Source organism: Actinospineispora spinosispora DSM 44797 (assembly GCF_000429025.1).
Taxonomy (GTDB): domain Bacteria; phylum Actinomycetota; class Actinomycetes; order Mycobacteriales; family Pseudonocardiaceae; genus Pseudonocardia; species Pseudonocardia spinosispora.
This window is the reverse complement of record NZ_AUBB01000036.1, coordinates 1-20,257: the sequence shown is the minus strand read 5'-3', so window position 1 is coordinate 20,257 and position 20,257 is coordinate 1. Positions and strand designations below refer to the sequence as shown.

Here is a 20,257-nt window from a genome sequence, read left to right as displayed (position 1 = left end):
CAGGTGCGGGCGAGCTGCTAGGCTGCGATCTCGGCCTCGATCCGCCACAGCGCCGCTTCGAGCTGCGCGGCCGTCGCGGGCGGAGCACCGTCCACCCGTGCCAGGTCGAGCAGCTCCTGGGCGTTGCGTTGTTGCTTGCTCGGCAACCGGCGTCGGACCTTGCCCCCAGCATTCAGATGGCCCAGCAGGTCACGGCCGGTGTTCAGCCAGCCGCGCGCCACGCCCAGGTTCTGCATCGTGATCGGTTCACCGAACTCGACCTCCACCCCGATGGCCTGCTCACGCAGCGCCTTCTCGAGTCGTACCGGTTCACCGAGAACCTCGAACAGCTGCGCCCAGAGCCCGGTGTTGCTCCCGGCCAGCCGGTCGTGCACGGCGCGCTCTACCCACCGTCGGTGCTCCGGGAGCGGTTGCTGGGTGAGCCCGCACTTGTGCGTTATCTGCCACGAGTGTTGAGCGACGAACTCCAGCTCGGTCAGGCGCTCTGGTCCCAGCTCGGCGAGTTGGCGGATCAGCCGACTATCCGTCAGATTCTGTTCGGCGTCGCGTTCCGCACGCAGCGCCGCGTCGAGGTCAGCGGCGGTGGGTAGCTGATCCGATGCGGGAATGTTCTGCTCGGCACGTCGCGCTCGTAGAGGTGTCCGCCCGGCCAACAGCCCGCGCAGCTCCCCGAATTCGGCCGCCGAGAGCGGTGGGACGTCTTCGACCAGCGGATTCGACGGCAACAGCGGCATCCAATCATGCGCCGCGGCGTGATCCCGTACCTCTCGGACGATGTCGGCCAGCGTGCCTCGGTAGGCCTCGACGTCGTACTTCGGCACGACCGACTTGTGGGTGACCAGCTCGACGGACCGCAGCTCCCGGACTCGATCGTTGAGCACCGTGCTGTGCGCCCGTAGCCGGTCGCGCTCTTCTTCGAGGGCGCGGACCTGCTTGTGCAGCTGCCCCTCATCGGTCGAGGCGACCGCGGCGGACAGCGCGTCGATCCCTTGCTCCAACTCGACGGCGGCGTCCTTGCTGCCACCGGCCAACAACACACACAGGGTGCGTAGCTCTGGCGGGATCTTGTCTCGTAGCACCCGCAGCGCCTGGTCCTTCTGGCTGGTCACCAGCACCCGCTGACCTCTGGCGAGCAGCGCGGAGATCAAGTTAGCGATGGTGTGTGTCTTCCCGGTGCCGGGCGGCCCCTGCACTACCACACCGGTCTCGGTGCGGAGCAGATCGATCACTCGGCTCTGCTCGTCGTTGGCGGCCAGCGGGAACAGCGGGTCGTTGCCCAGCAGATCGCCACTTGCCGCACCCTGCCGAGTGAGCCACTCGTCGCGTTGTTCGCGGTCGGTGTCGACGACGATCTGGGTTAGCGCCACCGGTACCTCGGCTCCGGGTCGACGGAGCGCCTCGGCGATCCGTCGATAGGCCTCGGCCAGCTGCACCTTGCTGCGCGGCCGTAGCAACAACGCGGGGGAAACGCTGAACACCGGTGTCTCCGGCAACACACCGGGCCGAGTCGTCCACCGCTCATAGGGCGAGTCGAGGGTGAGGCCGAGCCACGATGCCAGTGCATCGGCGGTCTCCTGTCCGAGCAGCGAGCCGTCCGCGCGCACGATGTCGGCGCTGATCGCGCGGCCTCGCGCGGCCCGATACAGCGGCACGGCGTCGAAGACCTGCCGGTCCTCCATCCGTCGTTTGCCACCGATCCGGGTCAGCGTCACTGTGCCGGTGCGGTCCAGTCTCGGTACAACCTGCTCGGTCAGTAGATGTCTGCGGATCGCCTCCTGCCCGGGTTCGTGCCAGCTAACCAAGCCGACCGCGAGCACGAACTCGTACTGATCGTCCTGCTGCTCGATCTTCTTGGCCACGCCTTCGAGCTGTTCGTAGAACGCCCGCCGTTCCAGCCGCGTCGGCTCCTGGCCCGCCCACTGCCGCCACCGGGGCAGCCACACCCCGAAGCTCTGCTCACGTGACCGCTGCCCGGACGGATCATCGTTCGAGGTCCGGAGCCTGGGCTCGATGCCGTCGAAGGACCTGACCTGGACCGGATCGACCCAACCGACCAGTTCGTCGGGCACAGGTGGCGGTGGCGCGGTCGGCACCGGTGACATCGTGAGCAGGACTTCCTCGGCTTCGGCGTCCAGTGTGATCCCGTCAGGGAAGGCATCCAGCCACAGCACCGGCTCGGGGGCTCTGGCCGCGCCCGACTCGATGTCGCGGACGGGATTGCGGTTCGCCGCGTCGGTGAGCTCGACCAGATAATCGATGAGGCTCGTCGTCTTGCGCAGTGCATCTGCATCGCGAGTGGTGGCCACTGTCAAAGCTCTCCCTCAGTAGGCAACACGACAGAATGCGGAAAAGCTCGGGAGTGATCAATGGTCGATGAGGGCAATCACTCGGATGCCGAAGAACGTCGCTGTGTGTAACTATTTCCTTGGAGTGAACAGGGGTTACTGCATCGGTGAATGAGTGTTTCTTCGGCCTATCGCGAGCGGCACTGATTCACTGATGTGGATGGGAACGCGGACCTACCAGCCAGGATCGTGGTGATCATGATCGTGGTACGTCGCGGGTGTCCTCTCGGTCGACCATCGGAACATCTGTCGACGGAGAAGCGGGTTCCGTTACCGGAAAGAATAGAGGGTACTATTTCGGTGTCGCTATCTCGACTGTTTACGACACGCTGACGCAATGAGACTCGCCGGTGGAAGCACTTCACTAATTACGTGTTGACACACTTGCGTTGTCATGTATCGGTTGCGCGGCGGGCGCGGTGGATCTGCATCACGAGATGTAGCCACGGCCGTCCGAGGACGAGGTTGAGTTCCTGCGACTCAGCTCGGGTCGAGACGCCGGAGCAGGGGGTGATCCGCGAGGTTCGGAGGAGACTGGCATCGAGGTGAAGCCGGAGCGGCTGATCGGCGTCTCCAAGAGCTTGGACCTCAGCGTGCTGTCGGTGGTCTTCTTGTGCCGTCCGGTCGGCGGGGTGGAACGTGAGTCCGACGAGCCGGACGCCGTCGTGCGTCCTAGGGGACTTCGCAGAGCTTCATGTCGTGTCGCAGACGCTGCAGCGTCTGATCCAAAAGTGAGGTCGGGGACGGGTGACTGGGATCGCCGGCTCGGCGAGGAGCGCGGGGCAGGTAACCCGCCTCGCCGTGGCCCGTGTGTCAGCGCGCCGCAAGAGCCGATTTGTGCCCTTCTCACCCCACACCGCGCACCCTGTGGTCACACCGCGCTGTGTGCACGTAGCGCGGTGTGGACTCACGGTGCGCGGTGTCGCTCACATACCGTTGGGGTACACAACTATCGGCTTGCGTCGCCACATCGCGCGAACTGATTTTCAGCGCGGAACGCACGGCCCGACAGGGATACACATGCTGCGACGCAACGCGACGCTCTGCGAGGCGGTGCTGATCAGCGGGTGAATTGTTCCGTGGGGTAGTCGCCGTCTCGGCGGTGGGCGCCGCCGTTGCGTTGAAGGCTTTCGCGGATCGCGGCCTGGGCGTTCGCCGGCAGCTCGTGCATCATCGACTGCACGCGGGACTGGCGCCGCGCCACCGCCTTGCGTTCCGGGACCCCTGGCGACACCGCGATCTGTGGCTTCAGTGGTGGGAGGCCGGGCAGTTCGCCCTCCATCTCCTGCATCTCGCGCGCGGCCTGCTCGGAGTCCTTCTCCTCGGACATGCCGATCGGGCCCTGGCGGCGGCCGTTGAGGAACTGGGAGACGACCGGCTCCTCCGAGGTCAGCAGGACCTCGCGCGGGCCGAACATGGCCAGGTGCTTGCGGTAGAGCAGCCCGATGTTGTCCGGGACCGTCTGCGCGGTGTTGATGTCGTGGGTGACGATCAGGAACGTCGAGTCGGTCTGCGCGTTCAGGTCGATGATCAGCTGGTTCAGGTACGCCGTACGGACCGGATCGAGACCTGAGTCGGGCTCGTCGAACAGGATGATCTCGGGGTCCAGGACCAGCGCCCTGGCCAGGCCGGCGCGCTTGCGCATGCCGCCGGAGATCTCGCCGGGCAGCTTGCCCTCGTCGCCGGACAGGCCGACCATGGAGATCTTCTCCAGAACGATGTCCCTGATCTCCTTCTCACCCTTGCGAGTGTGCTCACGCAGCGGGAAGGCGATGTTGTCGAACAGGTTCATCGAGCCGAACAGCGCGCCGTCCTGGAACAGCACACCGAACAGCTTGCGGATCTCGTACAGCCTCGACTCGGTGCAGCGCACCAGGTCGGTGTCGTGGATGAAGATCGAACCCTTCTCGGGCTTGAGCAGGCCGATGAGCGATTTCAGGAACACCGACTTCCCGGTTCCGGACGGACCGAGCAGGACGCTCACCTCGCCGGGCGGCAGCGTCAGCGACACGTCCGACCAGATGTTGGACCGTCCGAACGACTTGGAGAGTCCCTCGACGCGAACCTCGACCCCAGCACTCACGATCAACCTCCGAAACGTCAGCTGTGTGCGGCTCAACGGCCGACGGACGCAACGGATACGGCCTCTTGAGAAGTTAGTACTTGCTGCGATAGCTTGCGCGGAACACCGGAGTTCCAGGAGGACACCATGCCCGCACCCGACGTGTCGGACCGTTCGTTGACCGATCTGCTCTCGTTGCGTGGGCGTCGGGCGCTGGTCACCGGTGGCGCCAAGGGCATCGGGCTGGCGGCGGCGACGCGGCTCGCGGAAGCCGGCGCCGCCGTCGCGATCGGGGACCTCGACAAGGGTGAGGCCGAGGAGGCGGCGGCCGGGCTCGGCGGCGAGTACGCGGGCCTCGGGGTCGCGCTCGACGTGACCGACACCGAGTCGGTGAACACAGCCGTCCACCGGGTCCGGGACGAGCTGGGTGGGCTGGAGATCCTGGTCAACAACGCGGGCGTCTTCCCGATCACGCCGCTGTTCGACACCACCGACGAGCAGTGGGACAAGGTGCTCTCCACCAACCTCGGCGGGGCCTTCCGGTGCTCGCGCGAGGTCGGTCGGGTGATGGCGGAGGCCGGCAACGGCGGAGTGATCATCAACCTCGCCTCGACGCAGGCGTTCCGCGCCGGCGCCGGTGGGCTGAGCGCGTACACCTCCAGTAAGGGTGCGCTGGTGGCGTTCACCCAGGCGCTCGCGGTAGAGCTGGGCGCCTTCGGAATCCGGGCCGTCGCGGTGGCGCCGACCGTCGTCGATACGCCGGGCGTGCAGGCGAATATGCCGATCTTTGAGGCGGCTGGGGTCGGTGATCTTATTGCGGCGATCTCGGCACAGTTGCCGCTCGGCCGGGCCGGTGTTCCGGACGATGTCGCGCGCGTTATCACATTCTTGGCGAGTGACCTCGCGGTCCTGGTCACGGGTCAGACAATCGTCGTGGACGCCGGACAACTGTCCGCGTGATCAGTGAGGCAAATGGTGGAATAGCGCGTCCATCGGGCGGTTCGCCGTCCGACGGGTACCCTCGGTCCATGGACATACCGGCACCCGCCGATCCGCCGGAGCGCACGCGGGCAGCCCGCCGTGCTCCCGGTGAAGTGCGTGATCTGTTGCTCGACTCCGCGCGTGAGTTGTTCTCCGCACACGGATATGCGAACACCAGTACCAAACGCATTGCCGAGCAGGCCGGGGTCGCCGAGGCGTTGTTGTTCCGGCACTTCGGCAGCAAGGCTCAGCTTTTCCGGGAAGCGGTCGTCGAGCCGCTTATCGAAGTGCTCCAGGGCTATGCCGAGGAATGGCTGAACGTCGGCCCGCACGAGGTCGAGCAGCCGACCCACGCGTTCGTGAAAACCTTCTTCGACACGCTGTCCGACCGCCGGGGCTTCGCGCTCGCGCTGACCGCCGCCGACAACTACACCGACGACGTCGTCGAGGACGCGGGCGCCACGCTCGCCGATGTCCTGCGCGCGATCGAGGGTGTGGTGAAGCAGGAGGAGGAGCTGAACGGCTACCGGGGGCTCAACATCCCGGCGACCACTCGGGTCGGGGTCGGTTCGGTCCTCGCGACGGCCATGTTCCGCAGCTGGATCTTCGGTAGCGACGCGACCGACATCGCCGACGACCGAATCACGAACGACCTGGAACAGCTGCTCATCCACGGTGTCCGGCACCGTGCCGCGCCCGACCGGACTGCCTGACCCAGAACTGCTCATTGACACCTCCACGGTAGCTGAATAGGTTCCCGGGTACAGTAAGTGCTCGCTCCACAGTGGGGTACGAGTGAACCGTCGGGCAACGGTGCCTGCACCCTTGCGCGACGGACCCGGTTCAAGCATGCGGGTGAGGAGTCGCGGTGGCAGACGGCGAGCAGGTCGAGGGTCGGACCCGGTTGCGGATCTACGAGACGATGTCGAAGATCCATCAGGTCGACGAGCGGGTCCGCGGGCTCCTGATGAGCGGCAAGATCGCGATTATCTACTATTCGCCGCGCGGTCAGGAATCAATTCCGTCCGCGGTGTCGGCGGCGATGGAGAGCGACGACTACACCGTCACGACCTATCGTGGTGTGCACGACAGCATCTCCTCCGGCGCGTCGTTGGACGAAATCCTGGCCGAAATGCTCGGGAAGGCCACCGGGACGTCCAAGGGCAAGGGTGGGCCGATGCATCTGTCGGACCCGAACTCCGGTCTGATGGTCACCACCGGGATCGTCGGCGGCGGTCTGCCGATTGCCAATGGGATTGCGCTCGCGTCCCGGATGAAGGGGCTGAACCGGGTAACGGTCTGCTACTTCGGCGACGGTTCCACCAACATCGGCGCCTTCCACGAGGCGCTCAACCTGGCCGCTGTGTGGGATCTCCCAGTCGTATTTGTCTGCCAGAACAACGAATACGGCGAGTACACCCCTCGGCGGGAGACGCAGCGCGTCGAGAAGATTTCCACCCGCGCCGCCTCCTACGGTATTCCGGGTGTGACAGTGGACGGGAACGATCCGGACGCCACCTACCTGGTCGCCCGGGAGGCGGTCGCGCGGGCCCGCGACGGCGGCGGCCCGACGCTGATCGAGGCCATGACCTACCGGTTCATGGGGCACATGTTCGGCGACCAGATGCCGTACATGCCCTCCGACGAGATGGCGGCCAGGGTCGCCGAGGACCCGGTACCGAAGTACCGGGCGCTGCTGATCGCCGAGGGCGCCGCGACCTCGGCCCAGCTGGACGAGATCGACCAGCGCCTCAGCGCCGAGATCGACCAGGCCGTCGAGCGTGCGCTCGCCGCGCCGATGCCGGCAGCCGGAGAGCTGTTCACCGACGTGTACGGGGAGGTGCCGGCATGACCGTCGACGTGGAGACCGCGCGCATCACCATGGCCCAGGCGCTCAACCAGGCCATGGACAACGAGCTGGCTCGTGACGAGTCGGTGTTCCTGCTCGGTGAGGACATCATCGACCCGGCCGGCGGGGTCATGAAGGTGACCGCCGGGCTGTCCACGAAGTACGGCACCGAGCGCGTGCGGGAGACACCCATCTCCGAACAGGCGATCATCGGCGCTGCGACCGGCGCCGCGTTGCTGGGCATGCGCCCGGTCGCCGAGATCATGATCGCCGACTTCTACGCGGTGTGCCTCGACCAGCTGGTCAACCACGCCGCGAAGCTGCGCTACATGTCCGGCGGGCGAACCCACGTGCCGATCACGGTGCGCGGCATGTCGACCGGCGGGCTGATGTTCGGCGCGCAGCACTCGCAGATGGTCGAGGCCTGGATGGCCCACGTTCCGGGTCTCAAGATCGCCATCCCGAGCACCCCGGCCGACGCCAAGGGGCTGCTGACCGCCGCCATCCGCGACGACGACCCGACGATCGTCATCGAGTCCGCCGCGCTGTACGCGCAGAAGGGCCACGTCCCGGTCGGCGAGCACGTCGTTCCGCTGGGCAGCGCGGACGTGAAACGGCCCGGCTCCGACGTCACGCTCATCACCTACGGCAAGCCCGTGCACGACTGTCTCGCGGTCGCCACGCAGCTCGAGGGCGAGTTCGACGTCGAGGTACTGGACCTGCGCTCGATCGTGCCGTGGGACAGCGCCGCGATGCTCGAGTCGGTCGGCCGGACCCGGCGCGCCGTCGTCGTGCACCAGGCCGTGCAGCGCTTCGGGGTCGGCGCGGAGATCGCCGCGTTCCTCAACCAGGAGCTGTGGGGCACCCTCGCCGCGCCGGTCCTGCGGGTCGGCGCGGAGTACACCCCGGTGCCCTACTCGCCGGAGCTGGAGGCCTCACACCTGCCCTCACCAGCGAAGATCGCCGACGCGGTACGTGCCGCGTGCAAATCGTGAAGGAGCGCCACCATGGCTGATCTGATCGTCCCCAGGGTCGGGCTGACCGTGACCGAGGTGAGCATCGTCGAGTGGCTCGTCGCCGACGGCGACGCGGTGAGCGTCGGCCAGCCCATCCTCGTGGTGGCCACCGACAAGACCGAGGTCGAGGTCGAGGCGACCGCCGCCGGGACGCTGCGGCACGGTGCCAAACCCGAGGAGGATCACGAGGTGGGCGCGGTCATCGGCGCCATCGAGTGAGTGGACGGATCCGGGTGCTGCCCTCGGACACCGAGTTCGACGTCGCGGACGGCGAGTCGGTGTTCGAGGCGGCCAGACGGCAGGGCGTCCGCTGGCCGTCGATCTGCCAGGGCGACATGGAGTGCGGCATCTGCCACATGCAGGTGCATGACGGTGCGGAGAACCTGTCGGCATGCTCGAACGCCGAGGCCGACCGGATCGCGCAGGGGCTCAAGGCGAGCGACCCGGCGACCCGGTTGGCCTGCCAAGCGCGGCTGTCCGGACCCGTCACAGTTTTGCGCAAGGGGGTGCGACAGATAACGTAGTGATCATGTCCTGCGTCACGTCCCCGGCGGTTCGGGCGGGCTCCATCGCCTATTTGAACGCAAAAGTAGTTAGCATTGCGACGTGACCAAGGCGGACGCGCGACGGCCGAGACTTCGGCGTAGCTCGGAGGAGGTCCGCGGCCTGCTGGACGCCGCCGCGTCGCGGCACTTCGGCAAGAACGGCTACGCCGGTACCAGCACGCGCGCGATCGCCAGCACCGCTGGCGTGTCCGAGACGCTGCTGTTCCGCCATTTCGGAACCAAGTCCGCGCTGTTCGAAGAGACCCTGCTGCGGCGCTTCCAGGCAGCCGTCGACACGTTCGTCACCACGTGGGGCAAGCGTGAGGTGCCCCAGGACGGGGACGAGGCGCACGCCCGCAAGTTCATCAAGGACATGCTCAAGCTCTACCGCAACCAGCGCGGCGCGATCTTCGCGCTGATGAGCATCAACAACGACGACGCCGAGGTCCGGTCGATCTTCGGGGCCGCCGTCGGGTGCATGGACCAGCTGCTGGACTGCGTACGTGAGCACGTCCTGACCGGGCCCGGCGGGAAGCTCTACCCCGGTGTCGACCCGAGAGTGAGCGCCTCGACGGTGATCGCCGTGGTGCTGTCGGTGACCGTGCTGGACCAGTGGTTGTTCGAGTCGGGCGTGCGTAAGCCCGCCGCCGTGTCCGCTGTGGACGAAGAGGCCATCGACTACATCCTGCACGGCATCGGGCACCGGTAGTTGGGCCTGTTTCCGCGCTCAAAATCCTAAAAGCGCGCTTGTGGTCGGATTCTGCTTCGCCTGTTGCGTTTTTTCGCAGTGCTTCGCACTGAACCCCCTTCGGGGAGACTCGCGGAGCCAGCTGGCCGTGGTCGCGCGGCACTGCCACTCACGAGTTTCTTAGGGTGGGCTTAGTTTTTTTGTTGTTCTGATGGCCGGACACAATCAGGTTACTCTTACTGCATAAGTGCTGGTCAGACTGGTTGTTAATCTCGATCTATGTAGTAACCACATACAACCGTATCTCGCGTGGTCCCTGGTCGTTGGTGACTGAAGACACAGGCCTGTTGGACAGCGAGGTTCACACCATGACGAGTCCGGCGAGCGCGGTCGCACGACCGTTGAAGCCGATCGGCAGCTTCTTCGCGATGTGCATCGACACGTTCATCGCGATGTTCAAGCCGCCGTTCCAGTGGCGAGAGTTCATCCAGCAGGCCTGGTTCATCGCCAGCGTCACGATCGGGCCGGCGATCCTGGTCTCGATCCCGTTCACCGTCCTGGTGACGTTCCAGTTCGAGAACATCCTGCAGGAGGTCGGCGCGACCGACCTGTCCGGCGCGGGCTCCGCGCTGGCGACGGTCAGCCAGATCGGACCGATCTGCACCACGTTCGTCCTGGCCGGCGCCAGCGCGACCGCCATCTGCGCGGACCTCGGCTCCCGCAAGATCCGCGAGGAGCTGGACGCGCTCGAAGTGCTCGGCATCGACCCGGTGCACCGACTGGTCGTGCCCAGGGTCCTGGCGACGATCTTCGTCACCTTCTTCATCAACGGCCTGGTGATGCTCGTCGGCATCGGCGGTGGGTTCTTTTTCTCGGTGTACCTGAAAGGTGTTTCGCCCGGCCAGTTCATCGACAGCCTCACGCTGCTGACCGGCATGGGCGAGCTGATCCAGAGCCAGACCAAGGCGGTCATCTTCGGCATGCTCGGCGGTCTCGTCGCCTGCTACCGCGGCCTGCACGTCGCGGGCGGTCCGAAGGGCGTCGGCAACGCGGTGAACGAAACCGTGGTCTACGCGTTCGTGCTGCTCTTCCCGATGAACGTGACCTTGACGCAGCTGCCGTACGCACTCGGCCTGCTCGGTCAGAACTGAAGGACTCCGACCATGACTGTGACCAGCGGCGACAGCAAGCTCGCCACTCTGCGCAAGGTGTACGGCGGCCCGCTGGCCGCACTCGACGAGATCGGCAAGCAGTCGAAGTTCTACGGCAGTGGCCTGCTGTGGACCTACCGCGCGGTCGGCCGCTACAAGAAGGAAGAGGTGCGGCTCATCGCCGAGGTCGGCATGGGCAACGGCGCACTCGCCCTGATCGGCGGCTCCGCGATCATCAGCGGTTTCATCCTGTTCTTCACCGGGACGACCGGCGGCACCCAGGTCTACCAGGCGCTGCGCCAGGTCAACCTGGAGGCGCTCGCCGGATTCACCGGAGCGACCATCCAGACCCGGCTCTCCACCCCGATCGTCATGGGCGCCACGCTGTGCGCGACCGTCGGCACCGGGTTCACCGCGCAGCTGGGCGCCATGCGGATCAGTGAGGAGATCGACGCGCTCGAAGTCATGGGCATCCGTTCGATGCCCTACCTGGTCGCCACCCGGATCATCGCCGGGCTGATCGTCATCGTGCCGCTGTACTGCACGGCGCTCGTCTTCGGCTGGATGGGCTGGAAGTTCTCCCAGGTCAACGGCTTCGGGTTGTCCGAAGGCACGTACGACCACTACTTCGACACGTTCCTGCAGCCCATCGACATCGTCTACTCGGTGCTGCAGGGCGTCGCCCAGGTCATCGTGGTCGTGCTGATCCACACCTACTACGGCTACAACGCGACCGGCGGGCCGGTCGGCGTGGGCCAGGCGGTCGGGCGGGCCGTGCGGCTGTCCCTGATCGCGGTCATGACGGTGGGTCTGGCCGTGGCCATGGCCGTGTACGGCGGCTCCGACACGTTCCGGATCTCCGGATGAGCGCCCGAGAGAAGACCGGGACCCGGCTCGCCGGCATCGCGCTGATCGCCGTGGTGATCCTGCTCGGCTTCCTCACCATCGGCATGTACAACAACGCGTTCACCTCGACGGTCCCGGTGACGCTCCAGGCCGACCGCGCCGGGCTGCAGATGGAGCCGAAGAACCGGGTCAAGCTCGACGGCATCGACGTCGGCCGGGTGTCGAAGGTCGGGCTGACCGACGACGGCCGGCACGCACAGATCACCCTGGCGATGCAGCCGGACAAGGTCGGGCGCATCCCGTCGAACGTCACGGTTTCCCTGGAACAGCTGACCGCGTTCGGCAACAAGTTCGTCAACCTGTCCATGCCGGCCCAGCCGTCCTCGCGGCCACTTCAGGCCGGGTCGGTCATCCACGCCGACCAGGTGACGGTCGAGGTCAACGAGCTGTTCGACAACCTGACCAAGGTGCTGAACGTGCTGCACCCGGCGAAGGTCAACACGACGCTCGGCGCGCTGGCGCAGGCACTCAACGGCAGGGGCGACAAGCTCGGCGACACGCTGAAGGTCGGCTCCGACTACCTGAAGAAGATCAACACTGATCTGCCGACGATCCAGACCGACCTGATCAAGACGAACAAGGTCGCGAACCTGTACGCCGACGTCACACCCGACCTGCTGACGCTGCTGGACAACGTCACGGTCACCAGCGACACGCTGTCGGAGAAGGGTCCGGAGTTCGCCTCCACGCTGCTGAGCCTCACGACCCTCGGCGACGACGGGCACGACCTGCTGGAGGACAACGGCGACGACCTGTCCGACATGCTCGACTCGCTGCGCCCGACGACCCGGCTGCTGCGCAAGTACTCGCCGGAGTTCGTCTGCCTGTTCCAGGGGGCGGAGGAGGCGCACCGCAGGCTGTCGATCGCCTTCGGTGGCGACGGCCCCGGCTTCAAGCCGATCGCCGGGATCATGACGCACACCGTCGTCGAGCCCGGTGACGAGACCTACCGCCCGGACCAGCCGAACGTGCTCAGCCACCACGAGGGGCCGGGCTGCTCGGGCATGCCGAACGTGACCAAGTTCCCGCCCGCCGTGCCGAAGGGCGACCCGACCGCACCCGAGCTCGACCCGGGCAACAACGCCTACCAGCCAGGTCAGCCGCCGCTCGTGGTGCAGCTGTTCGGGCACCCCGGCACCGGCCTGCCGGTCCCCGGCGTGGCGCAGAAGAAGGGCAACTGACATGGCGAAGTCAGCTCTGCACGTGACCGGCCCGTTCATCAAGGTCGGCATATTCGCCGCGTTCAGCGCGCTGATCCTGCTGGTCCTCGCCGCCGAGTTCGGGCAGGCGAACACCGGCAGGTCCACGACGTTCCACGCGGTGTTCTCGGACAGCTCGGGGCTCAAGGTCAACGAGCTGGTCCGGGTGGCCGGGGTCAAGGTCGGCAAGGTCACCGACGTCGAGGTCCAGAACAACAGCCTGGCGCTGGTCACCTTCGAGGTGGAGGACAAGCGCCCGCTGAACGTCGGGACCAGGGCGATCATCCGGTACAAGAACCTGACCGGTGACCGGTTCCTGGAGCTCACCGCCGGCCCCGAACCGAGCAGGCCGCTGTCGGCAGGCGCGACGATCCCGATCACCCAGACCACGCCGGCGCTGGACCTGGACTCGCTGCTGTCCGGGTTCCAGCCGCTGCTGCAGGGGCTGCAGCCCGACCAGGTCAACCAGCTGACGAACGAGCTGGTCACGGTGCTGCAGGGGCAGGGCGGCACGATCTCCGACCTGTTCTCCAGCACGTCCTCGCTGAGCCGGACGCTGGCCGACCACGACGAGGTCATCGGCTCGCTCATCACCAACCTGAACAACGTGCTCGCCACGCTCAACCAGCGCGGGCCGCAGCTGAGCGACACCGTGATCCGGCTGCAGGAGCTGGTCACCGGGTTGTCGAAGGACCGCGACACGATCGGGAAGTCGCTCGGCCACATCGACGACGTCGCGGCGAACGCGGCCGACCTGCTGCACGACGCCCGGCCGCCGCTCAAGGACACGCTGCACGAGCTGGGCCGCACCGCCGAGGTGCTCAACCGCAACACCGACGTCGTCGAAGAGGTCCTGCGGGACCTGCCCGGCGACTACTCGCGGATCAGCCGGTTCGGCGCCCACGGCAGCTACGTGAACATCTACCTCTGCAGCATCCGGCTCAAGCTCAGCGCGCCGGGCGGGTCGTCCTTCTACACGCCGTGGATCGGCCCGAACAACAACATCGACCGGTGCAAACTGGGAGCGGCCGAATGAGTCCCAGCATGAACGTCAGGTTCCGGGAGAAGAACCCCGTCCCGATCGCGGTCATCGGCGTCGTGACGCTGGTGGTGCTGACGATCGTCTCCTTCACCATCGGCAAGGCGCCGTTCATCGCCGGCACCACCTACTACGCCGAGTTCGCCGAGGCAGGCGGGCTGCAGGACGGTGACGTGGTGCGGGTCGCGGGTGTCCAGGCGGGTGTCGTGAAGGACATCGAGCTGGACGGCGCGAAGGTCATCGTGACCTTCGGGCTGCGGGGCGCCAACCTCACCGACCGGTCCACCGCCGCGATCAAGACCCAGACGCTGCTGGGCAAGCGCTACCTCGCGGTCGCGCCGAAGGGTGTGAACATCCTGCCCAGCGGCAGCACGATCCCGCTCGCCCGCACGACCGCCCCGTACAGCGTCACGACCGGCGTCGAGGACGTCACCCGCCGCCTCGGTGAGATCGACACGAAGCGCCTCGGCGTCGCGATGGACACGTTCGCCGACTCGTTCCGCGGTCTCAAGAAAGACGACATCACCGGCAGCCTCGACGGGCTGACGAAGGTGTCCGAGACGATCAACAGCCGCGACCAGGCGCTCATCGGGCTGCTCGGCAACGCCAACGGGGTCACGACGATCCTGCGGGACCGCAGCCAGCAGCTCACCCGCCTCATGACCGATGGCAACCAGCTGCTCGGTGAGCTGCAGCGGCGCCGCGAGGTCATCCGGGACCTGCTGCGCCACGCCGTCGACCTCGCCGACCAGGTGCAGGGAACGATCGACGACAACGAACACCAGATCGGACCGGTACTGGACCGGGTCAACAGGCTGATCGACACGTTGCGGGACAACGAGGGCAACCTGACCCGCACGATCAAGGCACTGGGCCCGTACGCCCAGGGCCTCGGTGACGCGATCGCCAGCGGCCCGTTCTTCGAGGCGAAGGTCGAGAACCTGACCGCCGGTGCGTTCGCGCCGTTCGCGCCGTACCTGGGCACGCTGGCCACCTCAGGTCCGCCGCTGGGACCGAATCCGGCCGGCGCTCCCTCTCCCGCGCAGCTGCCACTGCCGGCCGAGGGTCCGTTCGCGCCCGGGTCCAGCTCGCCGCTGGCGCCCGGCAACTCCCCGCTGCTCCCTGGTGGAGGTAAGTGATGCTCAGGTCCCGGTTCCCGCTGGTCGTCACCGTGCTGGTGGCCGTCGTGGCGGTCGTCGCGCTGGCGATCTTCCTGTTCCGCGGCGCGACCACCAAGCACGCGACGGCCTACTTCGGTGAGGTCAAGGGCGTCTACGTGAAGGACACGGTCCGCATCCTCGGGGTGGCCGTCGGCAAGATCGACAAGATCACGCCGGAGGGTGACCGGGTGCGGGTGGACTTCCACTACGACGGCAAGTACTCGCTGCCCGCGACCGCCGGTGCCGCGATCGTGTCGCCGACCCTGGTCGCCACCCGCTACCTGCAGATCGCCCCCGCGTACTCCGGCGGCCCCAAGCTGGCCGAGGACGGCGTCATCCCGATGGAGCGCACGACCGAGCCGGTCGAGTTCGACGAGCTGAAGAAGCAGCTCGACCAGGTCGCCCTCGCGCTCGGTCCGCAAGGCGCCAACAAGACCGGTTCACTGACCCGGTTCCTGGACGTGGCGGCGCAGAACGCCGACGGGCAGGGCGAGCGGTTCAACCAGACGATCACCCAGCTGTCGCACGCCATCGAGACGATCTCCCGGGGGCGCGGCGACCTGTTCAGCACGGTGCGCAACCTGCAGGTCTTCGTCCAGGCGCTGAACCTGAGCGCCGACCAGATCGTCGAGTTCCAGTCCCGGCTCGACGACGTGTCCGGGATCCTCGCGGAGAACCGGGGCGAGTTCGGCGAGGTGCTGCGGCAGTTCGACGAGGTGTCGGCGCAGGTGACCGACTTCGTGCAGGAGAACCGCGACCGCATCGACCACACCACCGACAACGCGGGTCAGCTGGCCCGCACGCTGGCGTCGCTGCGCGACGACATCGCGCTGGTGCTGCACGTCGGTGGCCCCGCGGTGCAGAACGCCATCAACATCATGTCCGGCAGCACCGACTCACCGACCGGCGCGCTGGTCACCGCGCAGCTGCAGACCCCGGCGAGCTTCATCTGCAACGCGATGGCCGCCGCCGCGACACCCGATCCGAAGACGGCGACCGACAACTGCCAGAAGTACCTGGGCCCGCTGGCCAACCAGCTGGCCGTGCAGGAATCGCCGATCGGGCTGTCGCCGATCCGCCGCCCCGGTGGTGGCGGGGTCCCGGTGCCCAGCGGCGCCGAGCACTTCGCCGGTCCGAATGGTCCCAGACCTGCTGATGGAACTCCTTTCCCCGGTCAGGCCGGTGCACCTCCGCCAGACGCTCCCGCCGCGCCGAGCCTGCCCAACCTGTTGCTGCCCGGAGGTGGCAAGTGAAGCTCATCCGAGGGATGGTGCTGGCGGTGACGGCTCTCGCCCTCACCGGCTGCCAGTACCAGGGCATCAACTCACTGGAGCTGCCCGGAACCCAGGGCAGCGGTGACGGCGCCTACGCGGTCCGCATCCACATGCGGGACGTGACGAACCTGGTGCCGAACAGCCCGGTGCGGGTCGCGGACGTCAACGTCGGCCACGTCGCCTCGGTCGAGCTGGACGGCTGGGCCGCGCTGGTCACGGTCAAGCTCAACCCGAACGTCGTGCTGCCGGAGAACGCGGTCGCCAAGACCGGCCAGACCAGCCTCCTCGGTGCCAAGCACCTGGAGCTCGGGCCGCCGGTCGACGCCGTGCCGGTGGGCAGGCTGCACGACGGTTCGGTCATCGGCGCCGCGAGCAGTGGCAACTACCCGGAGACCGAGGACGTCATCGCCGCGGTCGCCGCGCTGCTCAACGGCGGTGGGCTCGAACAGGTCCGCACTATCACGGTCGAGCTGAACCGCGCGCTCGGCGGCCGGGAGACCGACGTGCGGGCGGCGCTGCGCAACCTGGCGAACTTCACCCAGGGCCTGGACAAGCAGAAGGCCGACATCGTCGCCGCCATCGAGGGCCTGAACCGGCTGTCCGCGCAGGTCGACGCGCAACGTCCGGTGCTGGAGAACGCGCTCGACGCGATCCCACCGGCGCTGGACGTGCTCAACGACCAGCGCGAACAGCTGACCCACACGCTCGACACGCTCAGCCGGTTCGGCGACACCGCGAACCGGGTGATCGACCGCAGCAAGGGCGACCTGGTCGGCAACCTGGCCGACCTGGAGCCCTCCCTGCGCGAGCTGGCGAACTCGGGTGACTCGCTGGCGAAGTCGCTGCGGCTGATCCCGACGGTCATCTTCCCGACCCAGACGGTCAAGCGGATCTTCAAGGGCGACTACCTGAACCTGTTCGTCACCGTCGACCTGACCCTCGCGGCGCTGGACCAGGCCTACCTGTCCGGGACACCCGCCGCCGGCACGCTGTTCGCGCTGCAGAACCCGGGCAAGAACCAGAACGGCACGCCCAACCCGGCGACCGCGCCCTTGGCTCCCTTGCTGCCAGGGCCGGACACCGAGAACACCCTGCCCGTCCCGAGGGCGCCGGGGAAGCCGGTGCCGCAGGAATATCAGGAGAAGAAGCCGGCGCCCTCGTCACCGGCGCTTCCCGACAAGAACCCGCTCGGCGGGATTCTCGGAGGCACCCGATGATCGCCAGGTTCGTCCGGTTCCAGCTGCTGGCGCTCAGCATCATCTCGGTGGTCTTCATCGGCGCGGTGGTCTTCGTCTACGCGAAGGTCCCGGTGCTGCTGGGCTACAACCAGTCGACGCTCAAGGTGCACCTGTCGAACGCGTCCGGGCTGTACCCGAACGCGAAGGTCACCTACCGGGGCGCGGAGATCGGCAAGGTCACCGCGATGGACCTGGCACCTCAGGGCGGCGCCGAGGTGGTCATGCAGGTGCGCTCGGACATCAAGGTGCCGGTGGACACCAACGCCGAGGTACACAGCGTCTCGGCGGTCGGCGAGCAGTACATCGACCTGATCCCGCGCGGTGCGGCCGGGCCGTACCTGGCGGACGGCGCGACGATCCCGCGGAACCGCACGACGTTGCCCAAGCAGATCGCGCCGGTGCTGCAGAACGTCGACAACCTGCTCGCCTCGGTGCCGACCAAGAGCCTGAACACGGTCGTCGACGAGTTCGGCAAGGCGTTCAACAACACCGGGCCGTCGCTCGGCACGCTGCTGGACAACGCGAACCTGCTGACCAGGGAAGCGGACGCGAACTATCCACAGACCAAGCAGCTGATCGACCAGGCGGGCACGCTGCTCGACACCCAGACGACATCCAGCGCGAACATCCGGGCCTGGACGAAGGATCTCGCGCAGTTCTCCGACCAGCTGCGCGACAGCGACGGCCACCTGCGCGGCACGCTCGACCACGCGCCGGACGCCGCCTACTCGGTGGACGACGTGTTCCAGGACTTCCGGCCGACGCTGCCGATCCTGCTGTCGAACCTCACCACGGTCAACGAGGTCGCCGCGATCTACAACAAGAGCATCGAACAGATCCTGGTGATCGCGCCGCGCATCTTCGCGGCTGAGCAGGGCTGGATGAACCCCAAGTTCGACGGTGCGACCGCGTTCGATCTGAAGTTCAACCAGGACAACCCGCAGACCTGCAGCGTCGGCTACGCCAAGCAGGGGGAGCACCTCGGCTACCGCCCGCCGGACGACCTCGCCGACATGAAGACGCGGGCGGGCAGCTACTGCCAGCTGCCGCAGAACGACCACCGCGTCGTGCGTGGCGCCCGCAACCTGCCCTGCCAGGAAGGCCCTCCCGGGCGGCGCGCGGCCAGCCCGTGGGAGTGTCGCGGCGACGGCTACCGGACGATGTACTCCGGTGCCCCGCAGCTCACCGCAGGCAACCCGGCCGTGCAGCTGCCCGCGCCGCCCACCCCGCCCGGAGCCGCCGGTCACTACGACCCGTCCAACGGCAAGGGCGTCGGCCCTGACGGAGCGATGTTCATTCTCGGCGGCGTGGGGGAGAGCTCGCCGGGGAAGAAGGAGGCGACGTGGCAGAACCTGATGATGGACCCGGTGGCCAAATGACCGTGCTGGCCGAACGTCCTGTGGTCCCGTCTCCGCCTTCGTGGCGCTCGCCCGCGGTCATCGCGCTCGGTGTGGTGGCAGTGCTCCTGCTCGGCTCCGCGGTGTTCCTGTTCGTCCAGAACTCGCCGGCACGGACCGAGAACGGCATGCGCGCCTCCGCCGTGGCTGCCGCTTCGGAAGCGGCCGTCAACCTGACGACGATCGACTTCAACACCGCCGAGGCGGACGTCAAACGGGTGCTGGACTCCAGCACCGGGGACTTCGCCGGACAGTTCGGGGACAACTCCGAGCAGTTCATCGGCATCGTGAAGAAGGGCCGCGTCGTCACCACCGGTTCGGTGCTGTCCGCGGGGGTGGACAAGGTGTCCGGCGACGGCTCCGAGGGCTCCACCGTCCGGGTGCTGCTCGCGGTGCGCTCCACCGTGCAGAACACCGAGACGCAGACGCCGCAGCCGCGTGACTACCGGATGGCCATCACCGAGCAGTTGATCTCCGGTCGCTGGCTCGCCGCTGAAGTGGAGTTCGTGCCGTGACCCCGCCGCGCATTCTGGGTGTGACCGTTGGTCTGCTCGTGGTCGTCAATGCGGTGCTGTTCTTCTGGATGCGGCACGACACCACTGTCGCCGCCGCTCGTCAGGCCGCGGCGGAGACCGCGCGCAAGCAGGTCGTGTCGATGCTGTCCTACAGCGCGAACTCGTTCGACCGGGACATGGCCACTGCCGCTGACGGTCTGACCGGGCCGTTCAAGGACCAGTTCCTCGACCTGGCCCGTGGTCAGGTCGGCCCGGCGGCCCGGGCGCAGCAGACCCGCACCAACACCAGCGTCAGCGCCTACTCGATCATCGACGCGTCCACGTCGCGGGTCGATCTGCTGATGTTCCTGAACCAGACCACCCAGTCGCCCACGTTGCCGAGCCCGAAGCTGGCCAACAGCCGAGTGAAGGTGACCCTGGAGTCCGTCTCCGGCCGCTGGCTGCTCTCCGCCCTAACCCCCTTGTGAGTGCTGAGGCCGTCTACCGCGAAGCGGCGCGAAGCGTAGCCGGTCTTGCCACTCACGACACGCTTTTCGTCGTGAGTGGCAAGACCGGCTATAGGCGGCCTCAGCACTCACAAGGTTTCGGGGGCTGCGGCTTTGGTCTTCGGGCTGCTGGCTGCGGCTTCGGTCTTGTGGGCTGCTGGCTGCGGCGGTTTGGTTTTCGGGCTGCGCCCGGGGGCTTTTACTGAGGGGGCTGCCGCCCCGAGCCGCACCGCAGGGCCCTGGGGGCCCTGTGGTGCGGCTCGGGTTGCCCATGAAGTCCCTTCTGGCCGCGTTGTGTGGGTGGTCGGGGTGGGTCTGATCGCGGTGTTCTGGCTGTGACCGTTTGCCGCTGGTGGGGGTTTGTTGACTGGTTGACCTGCTGATTTCCTGGTTTTGTCGGTGTTCGA

General features: G+C 67.3%; 19 protein-coding genes. 17 read left to right on the top strand and 2 right to left on the bottom strand.

The genetic code is table 11. The features are described from left to right. Positions 1 to 17 precede the first annotated feature (17 nt). Together G406_RS0117550 and G406_RS47635 are read right to left on the bottom strand one after the other, a co-directional pair. Positions 18 to 2,306, bottom strand: coding sequence for an AAA domain-containing protein (locus G406_RS0117550; RefSeq protein ID WP_028934838.1), 2,289 nt, complete (start codon positions 2,304 to 2,306; stop codon positions 18 to 20). 1,099 nt (positions 2,307 to 3,405) lie between these two features. Further along, the gene (locus G406_RS47635) at positions 3,406 to 4,428 is read right to left on the bottom strand and encodes an ABC transporter ATP-binding protein (protein WP_037077172.1); all 1,023 of its coding nucleotides are present in this window, start codon (positions 4,426 to 4,428) and stop codon (positions 3,406 to 3,408) included. A gap of 126 nt (positions 4,429 to 4,554) precedes the next feature. On the opposite strand from G406_RS47635, the gene G406_RS0117540 reads away from it, so the two are divergent. The 17 genes from G406_RS0117540 (at position 4,555) to G406_RS47600 (ending at position 19,832) form a co-directional block, all read left to right on the top strand. Then, positions 4,555 to 5,367, top strand: coding sequence for an SDR family NAD(P)-dependent oxidoreductase (locus tag G406_RS0117540; protein ID WP_028934837.1), 813 nt, complete (start codon positions 4,555 to 4,557; stop codon positions 5,365 to 5,367). A gap of 68 nt (positions 5,368 to 5,435) precedes the next feature. Continuing rightward, positions 5,436 to 6,101, top strand: coding sequence for a TetR/AcrR family transcriptional regulator (locus tag G406_RS0117535; protein WP_037077171.1), 666 nt, complete (start codon positions 5,436 to 5,438; stop codon positions 6,099 to 6,101). Positions 6,102 to 6,256: 155 nt separating this feature from the next. Next, positions 6,257 to 7,240, top strand: coding sequence for a thiamine pyrophosphate-dependent dehydrogenase E1 component subunit alpha (locus G406_RS0117530; protein ID WP_028934835.1), 984 nt, complete (start codon positions 6,257 to 6,259; stop codon positions 7,238 to 7,240). After that, complete coding sequence (locus tag G406_RS0117525) at positions 7,237 to 8,232, top strand: alpha-ketoacid dehydrogenase subunit beta (RefSeq protein WP_028934834.1); 996 nt, start codon at positions 7,237 to 7,239, stop codon at positions 8,230 to 8,232. Before G406_RS0117530 ends, G406_RS0117525 begins: the two co-directional genes overlap by 4 nt. Positions 8,233 to 8,244: 12 nt before the next feature. Then, complete coding sequence (locus G406_RS0117520) at positions 8,245 to 8,472, top strand: lipoyl domain-containing protein (RefSeq protein WP_028934833.1); 228 nt, start codon at positions 8,245 to 8,247, stop codon at positions 8,470 to 8,472. Further along, on the top strand, positions 8,469 to 8,777 hold the full coding sequence (locus G406_RS0117515; RefSeq protein ID WP_028934832.1) for a 2Fe-2S iron-sulfur cluster-binding protein: 309 nt from the start codon (positions 8,469 to 8,471) through the stop codon (positions 8,775 to 8,777). The genes G406_RS0117520 and G406_RS0117515 overlap by 4 nt, the downstream gene beginning before the upstream one ends. 82 nt (positions 8,778 to 8,859) lie before the next feature. Continuing rightward, the gene (locus G406_RS54110) at positions 8,860 to 9,507 is read left to right on the top strand and encodes a TetR/AcrR family transcriptional regulator (RefSeq protein WP_051342259.1); all 648 of its coding nucleotides are present in this window, start codon (positions 8,860 to 8,862) and stop codon (positions 9,505 to 9,507) included. Between the two features lie 347 nt (positions 9,508 to 9,854). Further along, a complete protein-coding gene (locus tag G406_RS0117505; protein ID WP_037077193.1) occupies positions 9,855 to 10,637 on the top strand; it encodes an MlaE family ABC transporter permease in 783 nt (260 codons plus the stop codon). Positions 10,638 to 10,649: 12 nt separating this feature from the next. After that, positions 10,650 to 11,504 carry an ABC transporter permease gene (locus tag G406_RS0117500; RefSeq protein WP_084216150.1) on the top strand — a complete coding sequence of 285 codons (855 nt, stop codon included), beginning with the start codon at positions 10,650 to 10,652 and terminating at the stop codon, positions 11,502 to 11,504. After that, positions 11,501 to 12,724: an MCE family protein gene (locus G406_RS47625; protein ID WP_051342258.1), complete on the top strand. Its 1,224-nt coding sequence runs from the start codon at positions 11,501 to 11,503 to the stop codon at positions 12,722 to 12,724. The genes G406_RS0117500 and G406_RS47625 overlap by 4 nt, the downstream gene beginning before the upstream one ends. A gap of 1 nt (position 12,725) precedes the next feature. Continuing rightward, positions 12,726 to 13,778, top strand: coding sequence for an MCE family protein (locus G406_RS47620; protein WP_051342257.1), 1,053 nt, complete (start codon positions 12,726 to 12,728; stop codon positions 13,776 to 13,778). Positions 13,779 to 13,786: 8 nt separating this feature from the next. Then, complete coding sequence (locus tag G406_RS47615; RefSeq protein ID WP_051342256.1) at positions 13,787 to 14,920, top strand: MCE family protein; 1,134 nt, start codon at positions 13,787 to 13,789, stop codon at positions 14,918 to 14,920. After that, positions 14,920 to 16,194: an MCE family protein gene (locus tag G406_RS47610; RefSeq protein ID WP_051342255.1), complete on the top strand. Its 1,275-nt coding sequence runs from the start codon at positions 14,920 to 14,922 to the stop codon at positions 16,192 to 16,194. The genes G406_RS47615 and G406_RS47610 overlap by 1 nt, the downstream gene beginning before the upstream one ends. Further along, positions 16,191 to 17,432 (top strand): MCE family protein, encoded by a 1,242-nt coding sequence (locus G406_RS47605; protein WP_051342254.1) that lies wholly within the window; start codon positions 16,191 to 16,193, stop codon positions 17,430 to 17,432. The genes G406_RS47610 and G406_RS47605 overlap by 4 nt, the downstream gene beginning before the upstream one ends. Further along, entirely contained in the window at positions 17,429 to 18,832 is a 1,404-nt protein-coding gene (locus G406_RS0117470; protein ID WP_037077169.1) for an MCE family protein, read from the top strand. Before G406_RS47605 ends, G406_RS0117470 begins: the two co-directional genes overlap by 4 nt. Next, the gene (locus G406_RS0117465; RefSeq protein ID WP_156934961.1) at positions 18,796 to 19,365 is read left to right on the top strand and encodes a hypothetical protein; all 570 of its coding nucleotides are present in this window, start codon (positions 18,796 to 18,798) and stop codon (positions 19,363 to 19,365) included. The genes G406_RS0117470 and G406_RS0117465 overlap by 37 nt, the downstream gene beginning before the upstream one ends. Then, complete coding sequence (locus G406_RS47600) at positions 19,362 to 19,832, top strand: hypothetical protein (protein WP_051342253.1); 471 nt, start codon at positions 19,362 to 19,364, stop codon at positions 19,830 to 19,832. The genes G406_RS0117465 and G406_RS47600 overlap by 4 nt, the downstream gene beginning before the upstream one ends. Positions 19,833 to 20,257 lie beyond the last annotated feature (425 nt).